Here is a 24,292-nt window from a genome sequence, read left to right as displayed (position 1 = left end):
TCAGATTCCAACTATGCTAATAAATAAGAAAATAACTCCTGATCTTTGATTAACTTATAATAAACGGCTCTTCTATTTTAAGAGACTGAAGATGTTTCATCAGAATAAACTTTTTCCATTGGAATAAAGCGAATGCCATGTTCGTGAGTAAGTTCACCTGTTTCTACAAAACCAAATTTTTTATAAATATTGAAGCCATATAAACTGGATTTGACTGTAATCTTTTGATGCCCTTGATTACGAATTTTTTCTTCTAAAAAATTCCACATTTGTCGTCCATGTCCATGCCCCTGATAAGCTGGATCCAGAAAAAAGTGCATGAAGTGTGCAGGTTCCATATAGGCCACCACGCCCACAATTTTTTGATTAATTTCTCCAACAAAATAATGAATATCAGCTCGATCAAAAATGGTCTGAAGAATTTTAGGTTGAAAACGCTTGCGTCCCTCTTCACTAGAAATCAAGACATCAACAAATGGGGCAATGACGTTCGCAATTGCTAGTGTGTCCTGAACAGTGGCTTTTCTTATCTTCATCATATTTTAATACCCCAAAAGCAGAACTAAAAAATTAAAAATAATTTATTTTTCAGCATTATGTATGTTTTAAAATTGAGCAAAATATATACCAATTAGGTCTTTTGAAAAACGCGATTCAATCGATTTTTTTCAATAACTTTTGATCTCTAATTTTTTTATAGTTTGCATTATTCAGTTTTTTTAAATTGATACTCTCGTTTTTATTTAAGAAAAAAATACATAAATCAGTTCATCAGTTTTTACAGTTCACTCAGCTTTTCTTCTATAAACAGTCACTAAACTATAATTTAATGAATAATCGATCACACGCATTTTACAATTAATCAACATAGTGTTTTTTAAGAAATTTTTATGATGAATTTTTAAACAGGATAAAATTCCGCAATGCAATCTGAATATAAATTATAGAGTTTCAGTAATTCATTGTAATTCATTCATTTTGCAGGGAGTATCGATGAAGTATTTTGAATGTCCAGTTTGCGAACAGCAGATATTTTTCGCCAAATTCGTATGTGATCACTGCCTTTCTCCTATCGGCTATATCGCATCCGAAAAAGAAATGACGACATTTAAAAAGCTGAATGCTCAGGAGTGGGTTCCCGTTGCCGAGAAGTATCAATATTCCCGTTATAAACCTTGTTATAACTATACCCATCATCAGGTATGTAACTGGATGATCCCCTTAGATGACGAGGAAGATTTTTGCGAATCCTGCCAGCTGACTCATGTAATTCCAAATCTGGAAAATGCCGAAAACATGATTTACTGGTATCGGCTTGAGGAAGCCAAACGCCGGTTTCTATATCTGACCCAACGTATGAACATTATGCCTCGTCCAAAACATTCGGATGATGATCCATTAGGTTTGCGTTTTGATTTTCTTCTTCCTGAAAAAGACAAGCCAGTACTTACCGGCCATGCCAATGGGGTGATTACCTTAAATGCCTTCGAGGCCGATGTGGTTTATCGGGAAACAACCCGGGTCAATATGGGTGAAAATTACAGGACATTATTAGGGCATTTTCGTCATGAAAGTGGGCATTTTTATTTTAATGTCATCCAGCATCTACATCCGGAATTACTCAATGAACTTCGCCATTATTTTGGAGATGAGCGGCAAAATTATAGTGAAGCACTAGAGAGGCACTATAATCAAGGTGCGCCTATCAACTGGCATGAAAAATATATTAGTCCCTATGCCACTGCACACCCGTGGGAAGATTGGGCTGAAACCTGGTCACATTATCTGCATATCATGGAAACACTGGAAACTGCATTTTATGCCGGTCTACGCGTGGAAGGTAATGGCCGAAATCTAGCCAGTATGGACTTTAAAGAATGCCCGATTGGTGGACAGGATTTTGAACATATCCTGGAAAACTGGGTCACCCTGACTTTTAATTTGAATGCCTTAAACCGCAGTATGGGTCTGGAAGATGCTTACCCCTTTAAGCTGACTGAAGCTGTGAAAGATAAACTGCGTTTCATTCATCGGCATATCTTGGATAAAGTCTTTAATAACCCACGTCTGATTCAGAACTAAAATATTTATCTAGTACAATAAATAAAGCCCGTGATTCACAGGCTTTATTTTGGGCTTATTTTAAGAAAGAGAACTAAGCAATTTTCATTGAACCGGTTTCTTCAAACTGGGCATGCCAGGACAAAGCTTCATTTAACAAATGCGGTGTTTGCCCACCATGCGCACAGGCGCGCTCAAAGTAATCATTCAGACTTTTACGATAATCGGGATGAGCACAAATATCGATAATCTTGCGGGCACGTTCACGTGGTGCCAATCCGCGCAGATCGGCCAAACCTTGCTCCGTTACCAGAATATCCACGTCATGGTCAGTATGATCTGTATGGCTCACCAGTGGAACCACAGACGAAATCGCACCACCTTTGGCATAGGATTTAGTCACAAAAATCGCAATATGTGCATGACGGGTAAAATCACCTGAGCCGCCAATACCATTCATCATCTTGGTGCCAGCGACATGGGTTGAATTCACATTCCCGTAAATATCAAACTCCAGTGCGGTATTGATTGCAATTATACCCAGACGGCGAATCAGCTCAGGGTTGTTGGAAAGTTCTTGCGGGCGTAAGACAATTTTATCTTTGTACTGATCAAAATTCTTCATCACCCGTGCCGCACATTCATCGCTCAGGGTCATGGAACAACCAGAAGCAAAGGTCATTTTTCCTGAATCGATAAGCTGGAAAGTACAGTCTTGCAGGACTTCAGAATACATTTCAAGATTATTGAAATTAGAATGTTCAAAACCTGCAAATACGGCATTTGCCACGGAACCTACTCCGGACTGCAGCGGCCCCAGATTTTCAGGTAATCGTCCTGCGGCGACTTCATTTTCAAAGAATTGAATTAAGTGGCTGGCAATCGCCAGTGTTTCTTCATCCGGCTCATCCATTGCGAAAGAAGTATCCGGAATCTCATTAATGACAATCGCAGCAATTTTTTCAGGTGCAACATGGATTCCGATTGTACCTATCTTGTCACTGGCTTGCGTCAAAGGAATCGGACCACGGTTTGGACGGGTTTTAGGCAAATAAATATCATGTACGCCTTCTAGCACCGGATTAACTGTTGTATCAATTTCAACAATGACCCGATCTGCCATTTCGATGAAATTCGCCGAGTTTCCACAAGAACCGGTCGGAATAATCTGGCCATCTTCAGTAATGGCCGTTGCGGCAATTATAGCTACATTAATCGCCGGCAGGTTTTTATGACGGATATTGTCTGCCAGTTCAGAAAGATGCTGATCGATATACATCACTTCACCATTATTGATGGCCTGACGTAAAGAAGGATCAGCCTGATAAGGATAACGGCGGGTTATAACGTTAGCTTCATTCAGTTTCCCATCAATCCGGTTCCCCAGACTTGCACCTGTCGCCAAGGTAATATGGATCGGATGCTGCCGGGCATATTCAGCCAATGCCAAAGGCACAGTTTTCGCTTCACCGGCGCCGCCAAAACCGCTCAAACCAATTACATCACCATCTTGAATCAATTGTAGTGCTTTTTCTACAGGAACTACTTTATCTTGTAATGCGAGCAAACGAATACGCTCTAAACCGTTCATAAAAATTCTCAAAAATTAAAAATAAAGAGACACCTGCTCCTGGCGTACCAGAAGCATTGTGGTCTAATTCAAAAAATATTTAAGTTTGCTACTTTGAGCATATGATCATGCAATTATGAAAAGACTTAAATTAGTTCTACTGCAATCGCTGTTGCTTCCCCACCGCCAATACACAGTGCTGCAATGCCTTTCTTGCCACCAGTACGCTTTAAGGCATGAATCAAGCTCACAATAATTCGGGAACCGGAAGAACCTAGGGGATGACCAAGCGCACAGGCACCGCCATTGACGTTCACTTTTGCTGGATCAAGTTTAAAAGCATCTATTGCTAACATGGTCACCATGGCAAAAGCTTCATTGATTTCCCAAAGGTCAACCTCCTGAGCATCCCAACCCGTTTTTTTCAGGACTTTTTCAATCGCGCCCACTGGTGCAATCGTGAATTCTGATGGATGCTGCGAATGGCTGGCATAGGCCACAATATTAGCCAGCGGCTTTAAGTTGCGCTGCGCGGCAATTTCACTCGAGGTAATCACCAGTGCCGAAGCACCATCAGAAATGGAGCTGGCATTTGCCGCAGTAATTGTTCCATCCTTTTTGAAAGCTGGACGTAAGGTTGGAATTTTGTCAGCCTTGGCATTTAAAGGCTGTTCATCCTGTTCTACCACGACATCGCCCTTACGGCTACTGACAGTGACCGGTACGATTTCATCTTTAAAGAAACCTTGCTGCACCGCTGTCACGGCTTTATTTAATGAGCCAATCGCATAGGCATCCTGCTGCTCACGGGTATAGCCCTTTTTATCTGCCATTTCCTGAGCAAGGATTCCCATCGACAGACCTGTTTCCGCATCTTCCAGACCTTCCTGGAACATGTGATCAGTCACTTTGCCATGCCCCATACGGAAACCGGCCCGTGCCTTGTCCATTAAATAGGGTGCGTTTGACATCGATTCCATACCACCTGCAACCACAATCTCTGCTGAACCGGCCTTGATTGCGTCTGCTGCTTGCATCACCGCCTTCATGCCTGAACCACAAATTTTATTAATCGTGGTCGCCCCGGTGGAATCCGGTAGACCCGCCTGACGCATGGCCTGACGTGCCGGACCCTGTTTTAAACCGGCAGGAAGAACGCAGCCCATAATCACTTCATCAATATCATTGGCTGCCAGACCTGCACGCGCTACCGCTTCCTTGATCGCTACAGCACCCAAATCTGGTGCCGTACAGCTTGAAAGTGAGCCTTGAAAACCGCCCATTGCGGTACGTACAGCTTCTACAATTACAATCATTCTAATCTCATCCTTTAACATCATTGTTATCAACACTGCAAAGTAATAGCTCTACAGTGTTCGTCCTTCGCAATATTTGCGGGTTTAGGCCTGTGCAGTGAAATATTCTTCTGGCAATTGCATCACCAGCTCCGCACCTGCCTGAATACGTTGAATTCTCGCACTCAAATCCGGGAGTACTTTAGCAATATAATAATTTGCCAGTACCAGCTTGTTTTTGAAATAGCTTTCTTCTTTGGTAACCGCCGCTTTACTGATACGCGCATACATATAGACGAAGCTCAACAAACCTACCGCATGCAGATAATCAACAGCAATGGAGTTGGCGAAATCAGGATTCTGCTGAGACTGCTCAACAATAAAATTGGTAATATCTTCCAGTTGCTGACAGGTATCTAAGGTTGCCTTTTTAATCGTTAAGGCATCATCTAGACTTTGGGCAAATTCACGGATTTCTGCAATATACTCTGCAATATATGCACCTTTACATTTCGTAGTTTTACGGCCAATCAGGTCAATTGCCTGCACCCCATTGGTCCCCTCATAGATCTGTGAAATGCGCAGGTCACGGATACATTGTTCCATGCCCCATTCACGGATATAGCCATGACCACCGAAGCACATTTGTGCTTCAAGTGCAGCATCCAGTGCTTTATCGGTGAGGTAAGCTTTGGCAATAGGCGTTAATAAAGCCACACGATCAGTTGCTTTACGTACCGCCTCAGGGTCGGTGGAGTATTTGGTAATATCCAGCTGCTGGCCGACATAGACTGCGAAAGCACGAGAAGCTTCATTATTGGCACGCACATTCAGCAACATACGGCGTACATCACCATGTACCAGAATCGAATCGGCTGGTTTTTCTGGTGATTTAGCACCGGTTGATGCACGGCCCTGTAAACGGTCGGTCGCATATTGTGCGGCATTCTGATAAGCAAATTCTGCCGCGCCAATGCCTTGAATCCCCATCGACAAACGTTCGTAGTTCATCATCACGAACATGCCCGCCAGACCTTCATTTTCATTACCCACCATATAGCCTTTGGCACCATCAAAGTTCATGACACAGGTTGCCGAGCCTTTAATACCCATCTTATGTTCGATCGAACCGGCAGCGACCGCATTGCGCTCACCGAGTGAACCATCGGCATTAACCAGGAATTTAGGGACAATAAACAGGGAAATACCGCGTGAACCTGCTGGCGCGTTTGGGGTTTTGGCCAGTACCAGGTGAATGATATTTTCACTCAGATCATGCTCACCGCTGGTAATGAAGATTTTGGTCCCGGTAATGTTGTATGAACCGTCTTGATTTGGTTCAGCCTTGGTTTTGATAATGCCCAGATCTGTCCCTGAATGCGGCTCAGTTAAACACATCGTGCCTGACCATTCACCCGTATAGAATTTTGGCAGATAGGTTTCTTTCTGTTCCTGCGAAGCACGGTCATTGATCGCCATGCCAGCCCCCACGGTTAACAGCGGGTAAAGCATGAAAGAGGGATTGGTACTCCAGATCATTTCGTCTGCAAGTACAGTCAGCATTTTTGGCATGCCCTGACCGCCCCATTCTTCAGGCGCGCCCAGCCCCACCCAGCCACCTTCGGCAAACTGTTTGAAAGCTTCTTTAAAGCCTGCAGGTGTTTTGACTTCACCATTACTAAACTGAGCACCACCTTCTTCATCTGCAGGGCGGTTCAGATCAAGAATCACATTCTTGGAAAACTTGGCCATCTCCTCCAGAATTGCATTTGCAGTTGCCATATCTAAATGTGCAAGATTTTCATTATCTTGCCAAAATTGTTCGGCCTGAAACACATCATTTAAAATAAATTCCATGTCTTTTAGCGGCGCATTATAAATAGGCATTTTCATATTCCTTCACTGGTGATACTCAATTCTGTTACTGAGTATTTTTTCATTATGGATTCGAGAAAATATTTTGAGGATTTTTGCTCGAATCCATGCATGTCATTCAAAAATCATCATATCGAATTAATCTGGCGATGAATTCATTGACATAAATTAGCGATATAAAATTTAAAATCAAAAACTTTATACCTCTGGTATTTACTGAATCATTAAAACTTAAATCCATTGATGAATGAAAAATTTAAGCTGTTAAAATGACTCTGGCTTCACTTCGCTAAACCTTGTCTGGTCTGGGTTTAAAACGAAAATATGATTCAGCTTTATGCCCTAAAACCATAAATCAAATATATTGAAAATGGAATTTTATTTAGCAAAGTTGATCTCAAGGGTTCAATTTTCTTGACAATATTTTTAGCGCAGCTGTATATGACTTTTTTCTACAAGAAATGTTGAATAAATATACAAATTTAGATAAATATCACGACCTTAGTTTTATAGCTATACCTGCGAAAATAGCATATTCTTAGTAGGTTCCTTTTCGAAAATGATGAGTCAAGAAGATGACGACTGTAAGACAGCAGAACTTCCTTCTTCGTAAAGAGAAGATCCTGAGCATGGCGGAAAGTCTACTGCTTGATAATAATCAGGACATCACCTTGAGTGAACTTGCTGAAGAACTGGACATCGCCAAAGGAACCATCTACAAGCATTTTAAAAGCAAGAACCAGTTATATTTAGAACTCATCATTCTGAATGAAAAAAGAATTCTGGCAATTTCCGATAAATATAATAACGATATTAAAAATTATGTTTCGCAATATATGCTTTATCACATGCTCAATTCAAACCGGACTATTTTGCTGCATGTTATTGAAGAGCGTTTAACCAATAATGAAAAAAACCTGAAAGAGTTATTTCAGGAACTCTATCGTATTCGTGAAGAACGGATTATCCGCATTAAAGATATGACCCATGATTATCTGGTGTCTTTAGACAGTGCCATGTCAATCCGGGATTATTTATCTTATATCTGGACGGTCACTTACGGCGCTTCACTATTATTAAATTCGACCAGTTATCAAAAAGCGATTGGTTCGCGTGAACGCTTGATTAAACTGTATATTAATCAGGCATTAATGACGCCAGATAAAATATCGGCAGTTTCATAAAAAATGCCTAATCATGATTAGGCATTTTAGAATTATCTTTTAAATAGTGAATATCAAGCTATAGTTTCGGGCGGAAAGCCATCTTCAGTTAATGCCGCGATAATCTCAGATTCGCTTGCACTCGATTCAACTTCCACCATTTTGCTGACTACATCAACATTGACTTTAGCATTTTCATCCAGCTCCTGAATAGTTGCCGTCACACTACGTGCACAACCACCACAAGTCATATTTTCAATACGGAATTTCATCTTGATCTCCCTTTGATCAGTTTAAATTTGGGTTAAGCGAATTTTAATTCAAGGCTATTGATCTGCTTTGATAGCCGTATGTGCAGTTTGCCCATGTGACACACCCTGCTCAATCTGTTTCAGAATCTGACAGTCAGATTGCTCATCTCCAGCACACTGTGCAACCGATTGCTGCAAAATTTTCATCATATTTTGCATGTCCGCAATTTTCTGTTGCAGTAACTCGATATGCTTTTGCGCCAACTGTTTGACATCACTGCTGTGTCTGGCATCGTTCAGCCACAGGCCGAGCAATTCTTTCATCTGTTCAGAAGAAAAACCCAGTTCACGCGCATGCTGAATAAAACTTAAAGTCTTGATGTCATCGTCACTATAGATACGATAACCCGAATCGCTACGTTTAGGATTGGGTAATAAACCGATATCTTCATAATAACGGATCATTTTGGCCGAGATCCCGGAGCGTTTCGCGGCCTGTCCAATATTCATTACACTGCCTCCTTCAACTGGATCGGCTGATAAGTCTTTAAACGAAGCGCATTGCTGACCACAAAAACTGAGGATAATGCCATCGCGCCTGCTGCAAACATCGGTGATAACAAAATACCGAAGAATGGATACAACAGACCGGCAGCAATCGGAATCAAGGCAATATTATAGACAAAGGCCCAGAACAGGTTCTGTTTGATATTGCGCATGGTCGCCTGACTCAGGCCAATACCGGTTGCCACATGCTGTAAATTTCCAGACATCAGCACCACGTCTGCTGCTTCGATTGCGACATCCGTACCAGTTCCTATTGCCATTCCAACATCGGCCTGAGCCAAAGCAGGTGCATCATTAATCCCGTCACCGACAAAAGTGACGATGCCATGTTGCTGTTGGAGTTGGCGTACCGCATCGACTTTTTCATTAGGCAGAACTTCAGCAATGACATGATCAATCTTCAACTGTCTGGCAATAGCCTGTGCAGTATGCTGGTTATCACCGGTGATCATGGCAATCTTTAAGCCTTGATCATGTAAGGCCTGAATCGCACTATAGGTTGTGGCTTTAATCGGATCAGCCACAGCAATAATGGCAGCCAACTGCTGATCTATCGCGACATATAAAGGCGTGCGTCCCTGCTCGCCTAACTGTTGTGCTTTCTCTTTAAAAATATCGGCACTTAAGCCCAATTGTTGCATCAGGCGTTCTGCGCCAATATGAATTTGCTGACCTGAAACTTGAGCTTTCACGCCTGCACCGGTGATTGAATCAAAATCGCTGACTTCAGGTAGTTGCAACTGTTGTGCTTTCGCAGCTTCCACAATTGCATGGGCAATGGGATGTTCAGACTTGGCTTCCACTGCTGCGACCATTTGCAATACTATTTGCTGCTCAAAACCAGATGTCACTGCAAAATCGGTCAGGGCTGGTTTGCCTTCAGTTAAAGTTCCGGTTTTATCTACCGCCACAACTCTGGTTTGCTGCAAGAGTTGCAATGCTTCTCCTTTACGGAACAATACACCCAGTTCTGCCGCCCGGCCAGTGCCGACCATAATAGATGTTGGCGTAGCCAAGCCCATTGCACATGGACAGGCAATAATCAGTACTGCAACAGCATTGATCAGTGCATAGGTCAGATTTGGTTCAGGCCCCAACAGGAACCAGATAATAAAGGTCAAAGTCGCGAGAAGCATCACAGCCGGCACAAACCATAAGGTCACTTTATCGACTGCCGCCTGAATCGGAAGCTTTGCACCTTGTGCCTGTTCCACCATATGAATGATCTGGGCCAGGACTGAATCTTGACCAACCGCAGTCGCCTTGATCTGCAAGGTGCCATTCTGATTTACCGTTCCGCCAATCACCCGATCCCCAGCCTGTTTAGCCACCGCTAAAGGTTCACCGCTGATCATGGCTTCATCGATATAACTTTGACCAGAAACGACTTCACCATCAACTGCGACTTTCTCACCCGGACGAATCTCGATCAGCATGCCCTGCTGTACATCCGCAATCGCCAGATCAACCCAAGTTCCATTTTGCTGTACTCGGGCAGTTTTTGGCTGTAAGCCAACCAGATATTGAATCGCTTCAGAGGTTTTACCTTTGGCTCGAGCTTCCAGATAACGCCCCAGTAAGATCAAGGCAACAATCACCGCTGCTGCTTCGAAATACACATGCACAGTGCTTTGCGGCAATAATTGCGGAAAGAAGGTGGAAATACAGGAAAATCCATAAGCGGCTATTGTTCCCACGGCAACCAGAGAATTCATATCGGGGGCCAGTCGGAATAATGCCGGAATCCCATGCTGATAAAACCGCCGTCCTGGAATCAGCAAAACCAGAGTCGTCAGTACAAACTGGATATACCAGCTGTTTTCAGTACCTAGCGTATGTGCAATCCAGTGATGAAAAGCCGGAATCAGGTGTGAACCCATTTCCAGAATAAACACCGGAACAGCTAAAATTAGCGCCAACCATAAGTCACGTTTTAGCTGTTCAGTTTCAGCGGTTTTCTTTTCCTGAAATGCCGTCTGGGCATCGGTAGCCTGTGCATCTAATTTTGCATGAGCGTTATATCCAGCTTTTTCGACAGCAGCAATTAAAGCTGGAAGCTGACTACGCGGTGCCTTGACCGAAGCTGTTTCAGTGGCGAGATTGACTTGTGCTTCACTTACCTGATCGACTTTTTTCAAGGCCTTTTCTACACGTGCTACGCAGGAGGCACAGGTCATGCCTTCAATAGCCAGTTCAATTCGGTCGGTTTGAATATCAAAGCCAGCTTTTTGTACAGCCTTAACCAGTTGAGAAACAGCGAGAGGACGAATTGCAGTGACGTGAGCTTTTTCGGTTGCCAGATTAACCTGCGCATCCAGTACCTGATCGACTTTTTTCAAGGCTTTTTCAACACGAGCTACACAAGAGGCACAGGTCATGCCTTCAATATTTAAATCAAACTGCTGGATCACGGCTTCAAAACCGATTTTATTGATAGCATTGACGAGTTGCGTTGCAGGAATAGGTTGTTCACTTTTTAAAAAAGCCTGTTCAGTGGAGAGATTGACGTTCGCTTCCACCACACCTTCAATTTTCTTTAAGGCTTTTTCCACACGTGCGACACAAGAGGCACAGGTCATTCCTGAAATCTGTACCTGCTGTTCGTACAACTGTGTGGTTGCTGGTTTATTCATTCTGCGCTCTCCATTCACCCATTCACCCATTCACTGCCTATGCTATAGCTTAAACATTACCATAATGGGAAGGTCAAGCTTCTGGTTTAAATTCTTGATCTTTCATTATATGAAGGCATAAAGTCCAATAAAAAAGCCCAAAGATGACTTCAGGCTTTTTCGAGATTTAGTGAAACTAATTTGTTAAATATTTACTCAGCAGAAATATCTTCAAAAAGAATTGAAGATAAATAGCGCTCACCACCATCTGGCAGAATCACCACGATATTTTTGCCTGCATTTTCAGGACGTGCAGCCAGTTGCGCAGCTGCAGCCATTGCAGCACCACTTGAAATACCCACCAAGATGCCTTCTTGAGTCGCAGTTTTACGTGCCCATTCCACTGCATCGCTACTGGTAATGGCAATCACTTCATCTACCAGATCCAGATCCAGGTTCTTTGGAATAAAGTTCGCGCCAATACCCTGAATTTTGTGTGGTCCTGGAGTGAGCGTCTCGCCACGTTTTGCCTGACCAATAATGGCAGATTCAGCCGGCTCTACAGCAACTGAATAAATCGGCTTGTTTTTCACTTTTTCAAAAAAGCGTGAAATACCGGTAATCGTACCGCCTGTGCCTACACCCGCTACCAGAATATCGACATTACCTCCAGTCGCTTCCCAGATTTCAGGACCGGTCGTCTCTTCATGGATTTTCGGATTGGCTGGATTTTCAAACTGTTGTGGCAGGTAATACAGTTCAGGATTTTCATTCACCAGACGTTGTGCTTCTTCCACCGCGCCTTTCATGCCTTTGGCTGGATCTGTCAGTACCAGATTGGCACCTAATGCTTTCACCACTTTACGGCGTTCAATACTCATGCTGGATGGCATGGTTAAGGTAATATCATAGCCTTTAGCCGCTGCTACAAATGCCAGCGCAATACCGGTATTACCACTGGTTGGCTCAACAATGTGCATGCCCGGCTTCAATTTACCTGACTTTTCTGCATTAGCAATCAAGGCTGCGCCAATACGGCATTTCACCGAAAATGCCGGGTTACGGCTTTCAATTTTCGCAAGTACAGTCGCTCCGCCTGAAATGACACGATTGATACGAACCAGAGGGGTATTACCAATTGCCTCTGCATTATTGCTATAAACCGCGATACCTAAATTGGCAGGTGTTGGAAAAGCTGAATCTGTAGTCATTAGAATATCCTTGATGTTATTCGCCAAGATGTATTTACATGATACAAGCATTTTCCGGCTTTGTAGATGCCTGAAACAAGATGGAATCACGATAGCAGTTTGAAATGAAACATCTTCTTCCTAAAAAACCGGAACACGATAAAATTATCTTATATTTTAATTAGTAAATTATAACTATTCTTGATAACACAATTCATTAAAAACCATAGTAATTCACGCTTTCTATCCATCAATTCATGCTGTTCGAGTCGTATAATTCGCGGGCTGTAATTGTATAAATGGACATAGTAAATGAAAACCGATCTTGAAATTGCCGCGATGCGGGATTCAGCTCAACAGGTTGTCGGTATTTTAAAGTTAATGGCCAATACGGACCGACTGCTCATTTTATGTCATCTCTCCCAAAATGAACTGAATGTCTCTCAAATTGAAGAGATTACCGAGATCAGACAGCCAACCCTGTCTCAGCAGCTCATGATTTTGCGTAAAAGCGATGCGGTAAATACCCGTCGAGACGGCAAGCAGATCTATTATTCGATCAAAGACCAGAACCTGGTAGAAATGTTAAAAAAGCTTTATCAAATCTACTGTGTAAATCAAGCAGTCGCTTAAAGCTGCAATTTACCTCATTCGTCCTGTTTTATTTTAAAGCGATCTGCCTGATTTAAATTTTCTCTACTGAGAGTTTTAAGTCTTTTGCCTTGATCCTTTGTCCTCTCATTCATTTTTTAAAATGTGAATGATCACCTATTTATATCCTAAGACTTCTTAGCAGAATTTGTGCATAATATATCTATATTTGTGATTTAGACCTGTATATGCCAAATTTTAAGTCTAGACTGCTCAATAGACTCCCTGCCTGGTCATGGTTAAGTCAGTACAGCCCAGTGAAATTAAAATCAGATGTACTGGCTGCCCTGATTGTTGTCGCGATGCTGGTACCCCAAGGGATGGCCTACGCCATGCTGGCAGGTTTGCCACCGATTATGGGACTCTATGCCAGTATTCTGCCAATGATCATTTATGCCTTATTGGGCGGCAGTACGACTTTATCGATTGGGCCGGTAGCCATCATTTCCATGATGACCTTTGCCACACTGAATCCATTATTTGAAGTGGGTTCTCCGGTCTATATTGAAGCGGCAACTTTATTGGCATTGATGGTCGGCATTATTTCCCTGCTTTTAGGTGTATTCCGTTTCGGCTTTTTAATTCAGCTGATCAGCCATCCGGTCATTCAGAGTTTTATTATTGCTTCGGCTCTATTGATTGCTTTTGGTCAGTTCAAGTTTCTGGTGGATTTACCTTTAAAAGCCAATAATATTCCCGAGCTGGTGAAAAGCCTGATTGAATATTTACCACTTTTGCATCTCCCGAGTCTGATCTTTGGCCTGCTTTCTATCGGTTTACTGGTTTATCTGCCGAAACTATTAAAATCTCAAGCAGTACAAAGCCGGATCGGTTCGACTGATTTTCTGGTTCGAGCAGTTCCACTGATTCTGGTTTTTCTCGGTATTGCAGCCGTTCTGTTTTTAGACTTAAAAGTTCAAGGCATTAAAACGGTCGGTGAAATTCCTTCTGGCTTTCCGCCCTTGTCTTTCCCACACTGGAACTGGGAGCTGGTGATGACCTTATTACCGGGTGCCAGCATGATTGCCATGATCAGTTTTGTGGAATCTCTCTCTATTGCTCAGGCAACGGCGCTACAGCAGCGTAGCAATTTGAACAGTAATCAGGAACTGATTGCGCTCGGTGTAGCCAATATCAGTGCCGGAATCAGTTCCGCCTTTCCTGTAACCGGTAGTCTGTCACGTACTGTGGTTAATGCTGACGCTGGCGCCAAAACACCTTTGGCTGGCGTATTGTCTTCTTTATTGATTGTCGTGGTTAGTCTGTTTTTTACCAGCTTCTTTGAGGATCTGCCGCTGACCATTCTGGCTGCAACCATTATTGTGTCTATCTGGAAACTGGTCAATTTCCAGCCTTTCGTCGATGCCTGGCGTTATTCCAAAGCTGATGGCATTGCCATGTGGATTACTTTTTTTGGTGTGGTATTACTGGATATTACTACCGGTCTAATCGTCGGGATTATTTCGACCTTTATTCTTATGCTATGGCGCATCAGCCGCCCTCATATTGCAGTCGTGGGTCTGGTCGAAGGCACCCAGCATTTCCGAAATATCCAGCGTCATCAGGTGATGACTTCTGATCGGGTTCTATCTCTGCGTATTGATGAAAACCTAAGTTTTTTAAATGCGCATACTCTTAAAGGTTATCTGATTAATCAGTTAAGTTTAAATGACAAGTTAGAGCATGTGATTTTGAACTGCTCTAGTATTAGTGCGATTGACTTGAGTGCTTTGGAAACGCTGGAAGAGCTCAATGCTGAATTATCCAAACTAAATATTCGCCTGCACTTTGCAGAAGTGAAAGGCCCGGTATTCGACCGCTTGCAAGCCTCCAAACTCATGACACATTTGAGTGGACGGATTTATCTAACCCATTTTCAGGCAATTCAGGATCTGGCTCCGGAAATCTTCGAGAAGCCTCAACATTATATGATTTAAGATTTTTTAATTCCTTGCATGATAGACATGCTGTCATGCAAAGAATTGAACTGAAACATAACTGGAAATGATTGATTTAAATTCTATATTCATTTAAAAAATAAAGATTAAAAACCAATCAGTAAATCTGGCTATTTCTAAGAATTTTGTATGGAAATAATACGATCAAGATAAAAAACCATCTTAATTATTTATTAATTTTCAGTCACTTAAATATTATCTAAAAATATATTTTAAGCGATCCTTAATTTAAGTATAAAATAACGCAAATTTTTTTCGCATTTAGCCCTCGTAATTTTCACAAGGCAACCTTATGTTTTCTGCCCTATCGCGTCTGAGTTTAGTCTCCCGAATCATCATCGCCATTATTTTAGGTGTTGGTGTGGCTCTATTATTTCCTGAAGCTGCACCTTCCTTAAGCCTGTTGGGCGATCTGTTTATTAAGGCACTAAAATCCGTCGCGCCAGTTCTGGTTTTCATTCTGGTTCTTGCATCAATCGCAAATTTCCAGGTTGGCCAGACCAATTCAACGATAAGACCTATTATGCTGATGTATGCTGTCGGCATGTTCTTGGCAGCATTAAGTGCTGTCATCGCCAGTATTTTATTTCCAAGCACATTGTTCCTGGATATTGCAGCGCAAGGTGATTTACAGCCACCAGGCAGCCTAGGTGAAATTCTCAAAAATCTGGTGCTGAGCTTTGTGGCGAACCCGGTGGTTGCCATTGCTGAAGCGAATTTTATTGGGATTCTGGCATGGTCAATTGCGTTAGGGATTGCCTTCCGTCATGCATCGCACACAACTAAAACCTGTTTAAATGACGCTGCCAATGCCATCAATTATGTAATTCGTCTGGTAATCAGCTTTGCACCAGTGGGTATTTTTGGTCTGGTTGCCGTGACTTTTGCCGAAGCCGGTCTTGATACTTTGACTAGCTATGCGCATTTATTAGCTGTTCTGCTGGGTACCATGGTATTTGTAGCCTTAGTGATTAACCCATTAATGGTGGGTTTCATTACCCGTCGCAATCCATATCCACTGGTGTTTACCTGCTTACGTGAAAGTGGTATTACCGCATTCTTTACCCGCAGTTCTGCTGCCAATATTCCGGTAAACCTGGACTTGGCAAAACGCTTAGGTGTGAAAGAGACTACTTCAAGCGTAGCAATTCCTTTAGGTGCAGCAATTAACATGGCTGGTGCATCAGTGACGATTACCGTGTTGTCTTTAGCTGCAGTAAATACTTTAGGTGTTAATGTTGACTTCACCACTATGCTAATTCTTTCTATCGTAGCAACTGTGTCTGCGTGTGGTGCTTCAGGTGTGGCGGGTGGTTCACTATTGCTGATTCCCGTGGCTTGTGGCCTGTTCGGGATTTCTTCAGATATCGCGATGCAAGTGGTGGCGATTGGTATGGTGATCAGTGTATTGCAGGACTCTACCGAGACTGCACTCAACTCATCTACCGATGTTTTATTTACTACAGCAGTAGACCGCGCTACAGATTGATTTTATATTGAAGAATCAAGATGTTTTGCTAATGATATTGCCATGCCATTACAGCGTTTACCATCGTGGGTTCAATTGGGTGCATTCTTCCTTGCGGTAAATGCCGGAATGATTAATGTATTAGGACTGGTGACCGTGTTGCATCAGTCCGTTTCACATATGACCGGTAACGTCAGTATGCTGGCGATGGCGCTGCTGGACTGGCAACCACGCCAGATTTTATATCTGATTCTGGTTACGCTCTGTTATGTGATTGGCTCGATGTATAGCGGGCTGATTTTAGGAAATAGTCACTTTCGCTTGGGACGCCTGTATGGTTATCCTTTAAGCCTGGTGGCTTTTTTTATATTCATTTGCTGGCTGTTATTGCCCTATTTCCCGCGTTATGCCTTGTTATGGGCCTGTGTCGCGATGGGTGTACAAAATGCCATGGTCAGCCACTATAAAGGTGCGATTATCCGGACCACCCATTTGTCTGGTGTACTGACCGATTTAGGTCTGGCTATGGGCTATCGCCTGCGTGGTCTGGTAGTAGAATCCCGTAAAGTGATCCTGCATATGCTGATTCTGGTCGGCTTTTTGGTGGGCGGCATACTTGCCAGCTGGATTTATCCTTATTTAAAATTAAATGCATTCCTGGTCCCTACAGTGTTAAGCCTGCTGCTTAGCCTGACCTATTGGGTGATCTATTTACGTTATCGACATCAACACGACTAATTTCTGGAAATTCTCATGGTTAAAAATGCATTACAGGCACAATTGTTAAAGGCAGGCTTGGTCGATAATAAAAAAGCCAAAAAACTGTCTAAACAGGCTGTACATGAAAAACGCACAGGTGACAGTAAAGAAGCCGAAATCAAGGCCAAGATTGAGCAGGACAAACAGGAAAAGCTGGCTAAAGACCAAGCCATTGAACAGGCGAAAAAAGCCCAGTTGCAGGAAAAAGAACTCAAAGCTGCCATCATGCAGATGATTAACCAGCATAAAATCCGCGATACGGATGGTGAGATCAGTTATCAGTTTATTGATGATAGCAAGATCAAGAAAGTTTATATCAACCAGCAGATTTATAATGCACTGGTCGCTGGCAGTCTGGTGATTGCACGTGAAAATGAGAGTTATGCCTTCCTGCCTAAAGCTCTGGCAGATCGTATAAATTCAAAAATGGAAGGCTTTATCATCGTGAATAATTCAGAGAAAAATGAAGAAACTACTGATGAAGAAGATCCATATGCAGCTTATGTGATTCCTGATGATTTAATGTGGTAAACACATTTTCCTTAAAAGAAAAGCATAAATAAAAAAACCGGCATACTTTCCGGTTTTTTTAATCTGTTTCATTAAGTCTATGTCAGCTTGTCTTTTGCATATTCTTGTATTAATAGATAGCAAATTTCACTCAATTCAAATCCTATTTGGAAACTTCAGATTTCATATAACGAGCCTTAAATGAAAGCGCTAATAACTAAAATTTAGTCTGTAAATATGCAATAAATCCCTCAATTTTCTTAATCACGTATAAGCAGATATGCAAAGGACTCACGTTATTTTGCTGAACTTTTTCTACCCTATACTTTGCTCTTTCTAAGAGTGCTATTACATAATGTATAGAGCTTTTAAGAATTTTTTTTGGATCTTTCTTTGAATACAAGTAACAATCAATTTTTTCAAAAGATTCATCATTAACCACTATCTCTAATATAGTGTTATTAATTTCATGGCTTATTGATTGCTCAATATGTTCCAGTTCATAGGAATGTAAGCTTGTGCTATAACTATTTGAAGATTTTTCATTTTTAATGATTAAGATTATATGATTTTAATCCTAGCACTATCCCCTAAAAAAAGTAAGTATATAAAATGTAAAATAAACATTAAGTTATGTTGAACTAACATAATAAACGCTATACCAAATTCTTTAATTCACTCTGACCTTTTTTAATTTTTTAAAGTTAGAAAAAATACAAGCTAGGCTGTTATATCAATTTTTCACATTTCCTAGCCATTAACCAATCAATTTCCATTGATCTATTTAATCTGAATTAACCTGAAGGAAAAAATAAATGCCTGAATAGTGATTAAGTTCGCCTCCTCTAAGAAAGATATGTTTTAAAAGGTTATCCAAGATTAAAAAATTGCGTTTAAACCTATAAACTCTAACAAATTTTTTGAGTTAAAGAGAAAGATCAGTTGGAACAGTTTAATTTTATTCAGAATATTCGAGATTGGGCCGATCAGTACCCATGGCTGGAAATGTTATCTTCACTGAGTATTGTGATTTTACTGGCCATCCTTGCCAATGTGTTTGCCAAACAGATTGTTGTACGCGGCATTCGTCAACTGATTTCCAAAATGCCCTTTGCCAATAATCAGATTTTTGCTGAACATAGTGTGATTCGCCGGATTTCCAATATTGTTCCGGCAATCGTGATCATGAACGGGATTACCACTGTCCCGCATTTATCCGACAAGGTACAAACTTTTGTACAAATGGGTGCTCAGGCATTTATTTTCCTGACCATTGCTCTGGCGCTCGGTGAATTACTGAATATCTTTAACCTGATTTATCAGCGCAATCCCAAGTCACGCAACAAGCCGATTAAAGGTTATTTACAGCTGGTCAAGCTGATCATCTTCATTGTTTGTGGCTTGATGATTTTAGGCACTTTCCTGAAAAAAGATGTATTCACCTTGCTCGCTGGCTTTGGTGCGATGGCCGCTGTCCTGATGCTGGTCTTTCAAAATACGATTCTGTCACTGGTGGCTTCGGTTCAGATTTCATCTTATGACATGGTACGTATTGGTGACTGGATTGAAATGCCGACCCTAAATGCCGATGGTGATGTCATTGATATGTCATTACATACAGTGACTGTGCAGAACTTTGACAAGACTGTGACCACGATTCCGACCAATAAACTGGTGACTGATACCTTTAAAAACTGGCGCGGCATGCAGGAAGCGGGTGCCCGCCGGATCAAACGTTCAATTCATATTGATCAAACCAGCGTACATTTCATGACGGCTGAAGAACAGAACAAGCTGAAAAATTTTATCCTGCTGGATCAATATCTGAATACCAAATCAGAAGAACTAGAGAAGTTTAACCAGCAGCTCCAGCATCATTCACAATACAACCAGCGCCGTCTGACCAATTTAGGAACGTTCCGCGCTTATCTGGAATTTTATCTGCAACAGCATCCTGGTATTGCTAAAGATTTCTCATTGATGGTGCGTCAGTTACAACCGACCAGCGAAGGTTTGCCACTGGAAATTTATGCTTTCACCAATACGACGGTTTGGGCAGAGTATGAGAATATCCAGTCAGATATCATGGACCATATTCTGGCGATTATTCCGGAATTTGGATTGAAAGTTTATCAGGCGCCTTCTGGAAGTGATTTTAAAGAATCTTTTAACGCGAGTTCTTCATCTCCGATTATCACTTAAACTAACCTCTTAACTTAAGCCCGACATAATCTCTATTTCGGGCTTTTTTATTCTCAGTATTTTAAACGATTTCAAGCTCTTATTTTTAGTTTTCATATCAGCTGGCATAAATCTGGCATGAGTTTCTGCTCTGCAACCTAAAGTTTGATTTAGTTAAACATTTGTGGCAATTTCACTCAAATTCAGACTTCAAAAAGCAGAATCCTTTATAATCCTCGCAAAGAAAATACATGATAAGAGTACGTGAATGTTTCGATGGCTTGAACGGCTGGTAGACCCCTATCCCACCAAAAACCTGAATCAACCTTTACCCACCAGGTTTTTCCCCTTTGTCTGGCAAGCAGCTTATGGGGTACGCCGTTATTTGCTGATTCTAGTATTGTGTACCGCAGGTGCAGCCAGTTTTGAGGCCTTACTGTATTCAAAAATTGGTGATCTGGTGAACTGGTTGAGTCAAAGTCAGCCAGAGACTTTTTTAGATCAACATGCCAGCAACCTGACCTTATTGAGTATTATCTTGCTGGCCAATATCCTGTTTGCCAGTGCCCAGTCCCTGATCAAGCATCAGATTTTATACAGTAATTTCCCGATGCGTCTGCGTTGGCGCTTCCATAATTTATTGCTCAAACAGAGTTTGGACTTCTTCCATAATGATTTTGCCGGACGTTTATCGGCCAAAGTCATGCAAACGGCGCTGGCGATCCGGGAATTCTGGGTCATTTTGGGCGATATGTTGGCTTATGTGCTGATTTATTTCGTCACGATTAATATTGTTTTGGGTGCTATTTCACCCTTACTCATCCTGCCGCTTATGGTCTGGCTATTCTTGTTTATTTGTGCCGCCTGCTATTTCATTCCAAGATTAAGCAAGATTTCATCCTTACAAGCGGATGCGCGTGCAGTCATGACCGGACGTGTGACTGATGCCTATACCAATATTCAGACCGTAAAACTCTTTGCGCATGCGGGTCGTGAAAGCCAGTATGCCAAATCCTCCATGCAGGAATTTATGGTTACGGTATATAAACAGATGCGTCTGGGCGCTCAATACGAAATCAGCATTCTGATGCTGAGTGTTGTGCTATATGCAGGTGTGCTGGGAACTGCGATCTGGCTCTGGATGCAAGGTCAGGCGCAGCTAGGGATTATTGCAGCCACCACAGCGATGGTATTAAAGCTGAATAGTATTGCCGAGTTTATGATGTGGCAGACCTCTGCCCTGTTTGAAAATGTCGGTACTATTCAGGACGGGATGAAAACTCTAGGTCGTCGAATCAATATTCAAGACAAAGAAGATGCGAAAGAACTGGAACTGAAACACGGTGAGATTAAATTCGATAATGTCACTTTTGCCTATAATGAAAAACCGGTCATTGACCAGTTTAATCTGACCATTCGTCCGGGTGAAAAAATCGGCATCGTAGGTCGTTCCGGTGCCGGTAAATCAACTCTGATTCAATTGTTACTGCATTTCTATCATCTGAATCAGGGCCGTATTCTGATTGATGGCCAGGATATTGCCGATGTCACTCAGGACAGTCTGCGTAAAAATATTGCGCTGGTCACTCAGGATACGTCTTTGCTGCATCGTACCGTTGCTGAAAATATAAAATACGGTCGTCCAGATGCAACTGATGAAGAGATGTTTGAAGCTGTACGCAAGGCCAAAGCAGAAGAATTTATTCCGAATCTGACTGATTTGCGTGGCCGTAGAGGCTATGACGCTTATGTAGGTGAACGTGGCGTGAAGCTTTCTGGTGGACAGCGCCAACGTATTGCCATTTCCCGGGTATTCTTGAAAGATGCGCCGATTCTGATTCTGGATGAAGCCACCAGTGCTCTGGATTCTGAGGTTGAAGCGGCTATTCAGAATAGTCTGGATGATTTGATGCAAGGTAAAACGGTTATTGCCATTGCGCATCGTCTTTCTACCATTGCGCAGATGGATCGTCTGATTGTGATGGATCAAGGTAAAATTGCTGAGCAAGGTACGCATGATGAACTGGTGGCCTTAAACGGAATCTATGCGCAGCTATGGCAGCGTCAAACCGGCGGGTTCTTGGTACAGCAACATGCCAAAACTGATAACTTACACGAAGCATAATCGCTCTATTCAGTAGTAGCTAAGCTCTACAACAGAAACCGAAGCATTCTATTTGAGTCACTTGAATAGCCATGCTTCGGTTTGCTTTTATGGGAATATCAACTATTCCACAGGCATTTTTAAATTCCAGATTATTCAAAAAACAGCCCTATTCTGAATTAATAGAAATCTGTAGGCTTAAAATTAAATCCCTAAAATATCTCTGGTTTACATTGATTTCCAACTTTAAGTTGAGCTACTCTGCTTTAAGTTGATTAAAATCTGCTTGTGGAAATTGCCACAGCTTTGTCCAACAATTTTTATCAAGAAAATGGCTTTTTCATGCCAATATGAAGTGAAAATAAAAAAATTTGAATGAGTGCAACGGATCGCGCATGAAAACAATAGCTCCACGCCAAGACCAAGGTATTCCAGGTGTATACGGTCTCTTGCTTCTCGATGTCATTTCCCGCTGGGGGTATAATAATGAGTCGCTTTTTAAGCCTTTTGGCCTGACCAGTGAACAGTTGGCAGATCCTGATTACCGTATTCCGACCCCTGTGGCCAATGAACTGGTCAAGCATGCCCTGAAGCTCACTGGTGAACCGACACTGGGTTATCACTTAGGTACCCAGATGCGGATTTCGATTCATGGCTTTATCGGTTATGCCATCATGACGGCGAATAATATTACCGAAGCTCTGGTGCTAGCGAACCGATTCATTCAGTTACGTTTACCCTTCCTGCAGCTATTTTTCTCGACCTTTGGCGCTAAGGCAACCGTACAGTTGCAAACTGATATTCAGCTGGAACCGCTTCGCACCGAAATTTCAATTGCCCTGATGATTGGCCTGATCAGTATGGCCAAAGCCATTACCGGGGTTAACGATGCAACCGGTGAAATCGACTTTGATTTCAAAAAACCGGAAGGTTTTGAGCGCTTCATGGCGAAATTTCCTACGCATCAGTTCCGTTTTGAACAGCCGCATTTAATTTTAAGCTTTGATAAAAGCTACCTGATGAACAAGTTGGTACACGCTGATCCGATTGCTAGCCAGATTGCGATTAACCAGTGTGAAGCTGAATTATCGGCACTTGGTGAACGGCACCGGATTGCCATGCGGGTACGGGATATTCTGACTCATTCCGAACAGCATTATCTGAGTATTGAAAGCGTAGCTGAACGGCTGCATATGTCGGATCGAACCTTAAAGCGTCAGTTGGCCGCTGAAGGTACTTCTTTCTCTACGCTAGTGGATGAAGTGCGCTACCGGCATGCCACTTCCTTATTATCCCGTACAGACTTTACTCTGGAGCAGATCGCTGATGAACTTGGCTATAGTGATGTGGCCAATTTTAGTCGGGCGTTTAAGCGCTGGAGTGGTCGTAGCCCGAGCAACTGGCGTAAAGATCCTTATTTATAAGCACGGATAAACCTTTTGTTTTGGCCAAAAAGAATGTATAAAACATATCAAAAATGATCTTAAGATTTTTAGGGAGTTATCAATGAATCATCCTTCAGAATTAAAGTACGCAAGTACGCATGAATGGGTACGCATTGAGGGTGATCTTGTTGTGACCGGTATTTCCGACCATGCACAGGATGCATTAGGTGATCTGGTTTATGTAGAAGCACCAGATCTTGACTCACATATTACTGCGGGCGAACAGGCTGGCGTGGTTGAATCAGTGAAAACTGCTTCTGATATTCATGCACCTGTCTCTGGTACAGTGGTTGAAATCAATGCTGCGCTTGAAGATGATCCTGACTTCATTAATGATGACCCGTATGGCAAAGGCTGGATCTATAAAATCAAACCGGACAATATGGCAGATGTAGAAAAGCTATTGTCTAATACAGAATATGAAGCTGGCCTATAAGCTACTTTGATTTAGTATGGAAAAATAAGAATCAGCCTGCGGGCTGATTTTTTTACGCATTGAAAACTTCGTATTTAAAGCTCACCATCAAATACAATGTATTTATATCGGAATTTTATTGTATTTTTCACACATTTTTCTTAAAGTCTTTGCTGTACCTGCTATCACTCGCATCAGATAGCTCAGGCTGCTTTAT

Annotated in this window: 19 protein-coding genes and 1 pseudogene; 11 read left to right on the top strand and 9 right to left on the bottom strand. The window is 42.2% G+C overall.

The annotated features are described in order from the left end of the window. Positions 1–77: 77 nt before the first annotated feature. Entirely contained in the window at positions 78–536 is a 459-nt protein-coding gene (locus FTV34_RS06715; protein WP_180069581.1) for a GNAT family N-acetyltransferase, read from the bottom strand. A gap of 457 nt (positions 537–993) precedes the next feature. On the opposite strand from FTV34_RS06715, the gene FTV34_RS06710 reads away from it, so the two are divergent. Continuing rightward, a complete protein-coding gene (locus FTV34_RS06710) occupies positions 994–2,082 on the top strand; it encodes a putative zinc-binding metallopeptidase (protein ID WP_180069484.1) in 1,089 nt (362 codons plus the stop codon). A gap of 73 nt (positions 2,083–2,155) precedes the next feature. Here the strand turns inward: FTV34_RS06710 and FTV34_RS06705 are convergent, their stop codons facing one another. From FTV34_RS06705 to FTV34_RS06695, 3 genes are all read right to left on the bottom strand, one after another. Continuing rightward, the gene (locus FTV34_RS06705) at positions 2,156–3,652 is read right to left on the bottom strand and encodes a succinate CoA transferase (protein ID WP_180033696.1); all 1,497 of its coding nucleotides are present in this window, start codon (positions 3,650–3,652) and stop codon (positions 2,156–2,158) included. Positions 3,653–3,777: 125 nt separating this feature from the next. Then, on the bottom strand, positions 3,778–4,953 hold the full coding sequence (locus FTV34_RS06700) for a thiolase family protein (protein ID WP_180069578.1): 1,176 nt from the start codon (positions 4,951–4,953) through the stop codon (positions 3,778–3,780). Between the two features lie 78 nt (positions 4,954–5,031). Further along, on the bottom strand, positions 5,032–6,813 hold the full coding sequence (locus FTV34_RS06695; protein ID WP_180069481.1) for an acyl-CoA dehydrogenase C-terminal domain-containing protein: 1,782 nt from the start codon (positions 6,811–6,813) through the stop codon (positions 5,032–5,034). Between the two features lie 563 nt (positions 6,814–7,376). Between FTV34_RS06695 and FTV34_RS06690 the strand changes: the two genes are divergently transcribed. Then, complete coding sequence (locus FTV34_RS06690; protein ID WP_005235816.1) at positions 7,377–7,985, top strand: TetR/AcrR family transcriptional regulator; 609 nt, start codon at positions 7,377–7,379, stop codon at positions 7,983–7,985. Between the two features lie 53 nt (positions 7,986–8,038). Here FTV34_RS06690 and FTV34_RS06685 read toward each other — a convergent pair whose 3' ends face one another. From FTV34_RS06685 to cysK, 4 genes are all read right to left on the bottom strand, one after another. Beyond that, complete coding sequence (locus FTV34_RS06685) at positions 8,039–8,236, bottom strand: heavy-metal-associated domain-containing protein (RefSeq protein WP_034171014.1); 198 nt, start codon at positions 8,234–8,236, stop codon at positions 8,039–8,041. A 54-nt stretch (positions 8,237–8,290) separates the two neighbouring features. Then, positions 8,291–8,725 (bottom strand): Cu(I)-responsive transcriptional regulator, encoded by a 435-nt coding sequence (gene cueR / locus FTV34_RS06680; protein ID WP_104426096.1) that lies wholly within the window; start codon positions 8,723–8,725, stop codon positions 8,291–8,293. After that, complete coding sequence (locus tag FTV34_RS06675) at positions 8,725–11,415, bottom strand: heavy metal translocating P-type ATPase (protein ID WP_180069478.1); 2,691 nt, start codon at positions 11,413–11,415, stop codon at positions 8,725–8,727. Before FTV34_RS06675 ends, cueR begins: the two co-directional genes overlap by 1 nt. Positions 11,416–11,606: 191 nt before the next feature. Continuing rightward, positions 11,607–12,605 carry a cysteine synthase A gene (gene cysK / locus FTV34_RS06670; protein WP_180069475.1) on the bottom strand — a complete coding sequence of 333 codons (999 nt, stop codon included), beginning with the start codon at positions 12,603–12,605 and terminating at the stop codon, positions 11,607–11,609. 291 nt (positions 12,606–12,896) lie between these two features. Here cysK and FTV34_RS06665 point away from each other — a divergent pair, with 291 nt between their 5' ends. The 5 genes from FTV34_RS06665 to FTV34_RS06645 all read left to right on the top strand — a co-directional run bounded on the left by FTV34_RS06665 (position 12,897) and on the right by FTV34_RS06645 (position 17,951). After that, complete coding sequence (locus tag FTV34_RS06665) at positions 12,897–13,217, top strand: metalloregulator ArsR/SmtB family transcription factor (protein ID WP_179992606.1); 321 nt, start codon at positions 12,897–12,899, stop codon at positions 13,215–13,217. A 206-nt stretch (positions 13,218–13,423) separates the two neighbouring features. Then, positions 13,424–15,172, top strand: coding sequence for a SulP family inorganic anion transporter (locus tag FTV34_RS06660; RefSeq protein WP_175967711.1), 1,749 nt, complete (start codon positions 13,424–13,426; stop codon positions 15,170–15,172). A gap of 313 nt (positions 15,173–15,485) precedes the next feature. Beyond that, positions 15,486–16,682, top strand: coding sequence for a serine/threonine transporter SstT (sstT, locus tag FTV34_RS06655; RefSeq protein ID WP_004785593.1), 1,197 nt, complete (start codon positions 15,486–15,488; stop codon positions 16,680–16,682). Positions 16,683–16,724: 42 nt separating this feature from the next. Continuing rightward, complete coding sequence (locus FTV34_RS06650) at positions 16,725–17,399, top strand: YoaK family protein (RefSeq protein ID WP_180002046.1); 675 nt, start codon at positions 16,725–16,727, stop codon at positions 17,397–17,399. A gap of 15 nt (positions 17,400–17,414) precedes the next feature. Further along, positions 17,415–17,951 (top strand): DUF2058 domain-containing protein, encoded by a 537-nt coding sequence (locus FTV34_RS06645; RefSeq protein WP_104426088.1) that lies wholly within the window; start codon positions 17,415–17,417, stop codon positions 17,949–17,951. Between the two features lie 196 nt (positions 17,952–18,147). Here FTV34_RS06645 and FTV34_RS18080 read toward each other — a convergent pair. Further along, positions 18,148–18,476: pseudogene (locus tag FTV34_RS18080) on the bottom strand (hypothetical protein). A 396-nt stretch (positions 18,477–18,872) separates the two neighbouring features. On the opposite strand from FTV34_RS18080, the gene FTV34_RS06640 reads away from it, so the two are divergent. From FTV34_RS06640 to gcvH, 4 genes are all read left to right on the top strand, one after another. Next, positions 18,873–20,132, top strand: a complete 1,260-nt coding sequence (locus FTV34_RS06640; protein ID WP_125278616.1) for a mechanosensitive ion channel family protein — start codon at positions 18,873–18,875, stop codon at positions 20,130–20,132. Between the two features lie 247 nt (positions 20,133–20,379). Continuing rightward, positions 20,380–22,236, top strand: a complete 1,857-nt coding sequence (locus tag FTV34_RS06635; protein ID WP_159122912.1) for an ABC transporter ATP-binding protein — start codon at positions 20,380–20,382, stop codon at positions 22,234–22,236. Between the two features lie 374 nt (positions 22,237–22,610). Then, on the top strand, positions 22,611–23,639 hold the full coding sequence (locus FTV34_RS06630; RefSeq protein WP_104426084.1) for an AraC family transcriptional regulator: 1,029 nt from the start codon (positions 22,611–22,613) through the stop codon (positions 23,637–23,639). Positions 23,640–23,721: 82 nt separating this feature from the next. Next, the gene (gene gcvH, locus FTV34_RS06625; RefSeq protein ID WP_104426083.1) at positions 23,722–24,096 is read left to right on the top strand and encodes a glycine cleavage system protein GcvH; all 375 of its coding nucleotides are present in this window, start codon (positions 23,722–23,724) and stop codon (positions 24,094–24,096) included. The last annotated feature ends 196 nt before the right edge of the window (positions 24,097–24,292 follow it).

Origin of the sequence: Acinetobacter sp. YH16038, from assembly GCF_013417275.1 — a bacterium.
Taxonomy (GTDB): Bacteria; Pseudomonadota; Gammaproteobacteria; order Pseudomonadales; family Moraxellaceae; genus Acinetobacter.
Note: the sequence above shows the minus strand (reverse complement) of the source record. Positions and strands in the feature narration are given on the sequence as shown.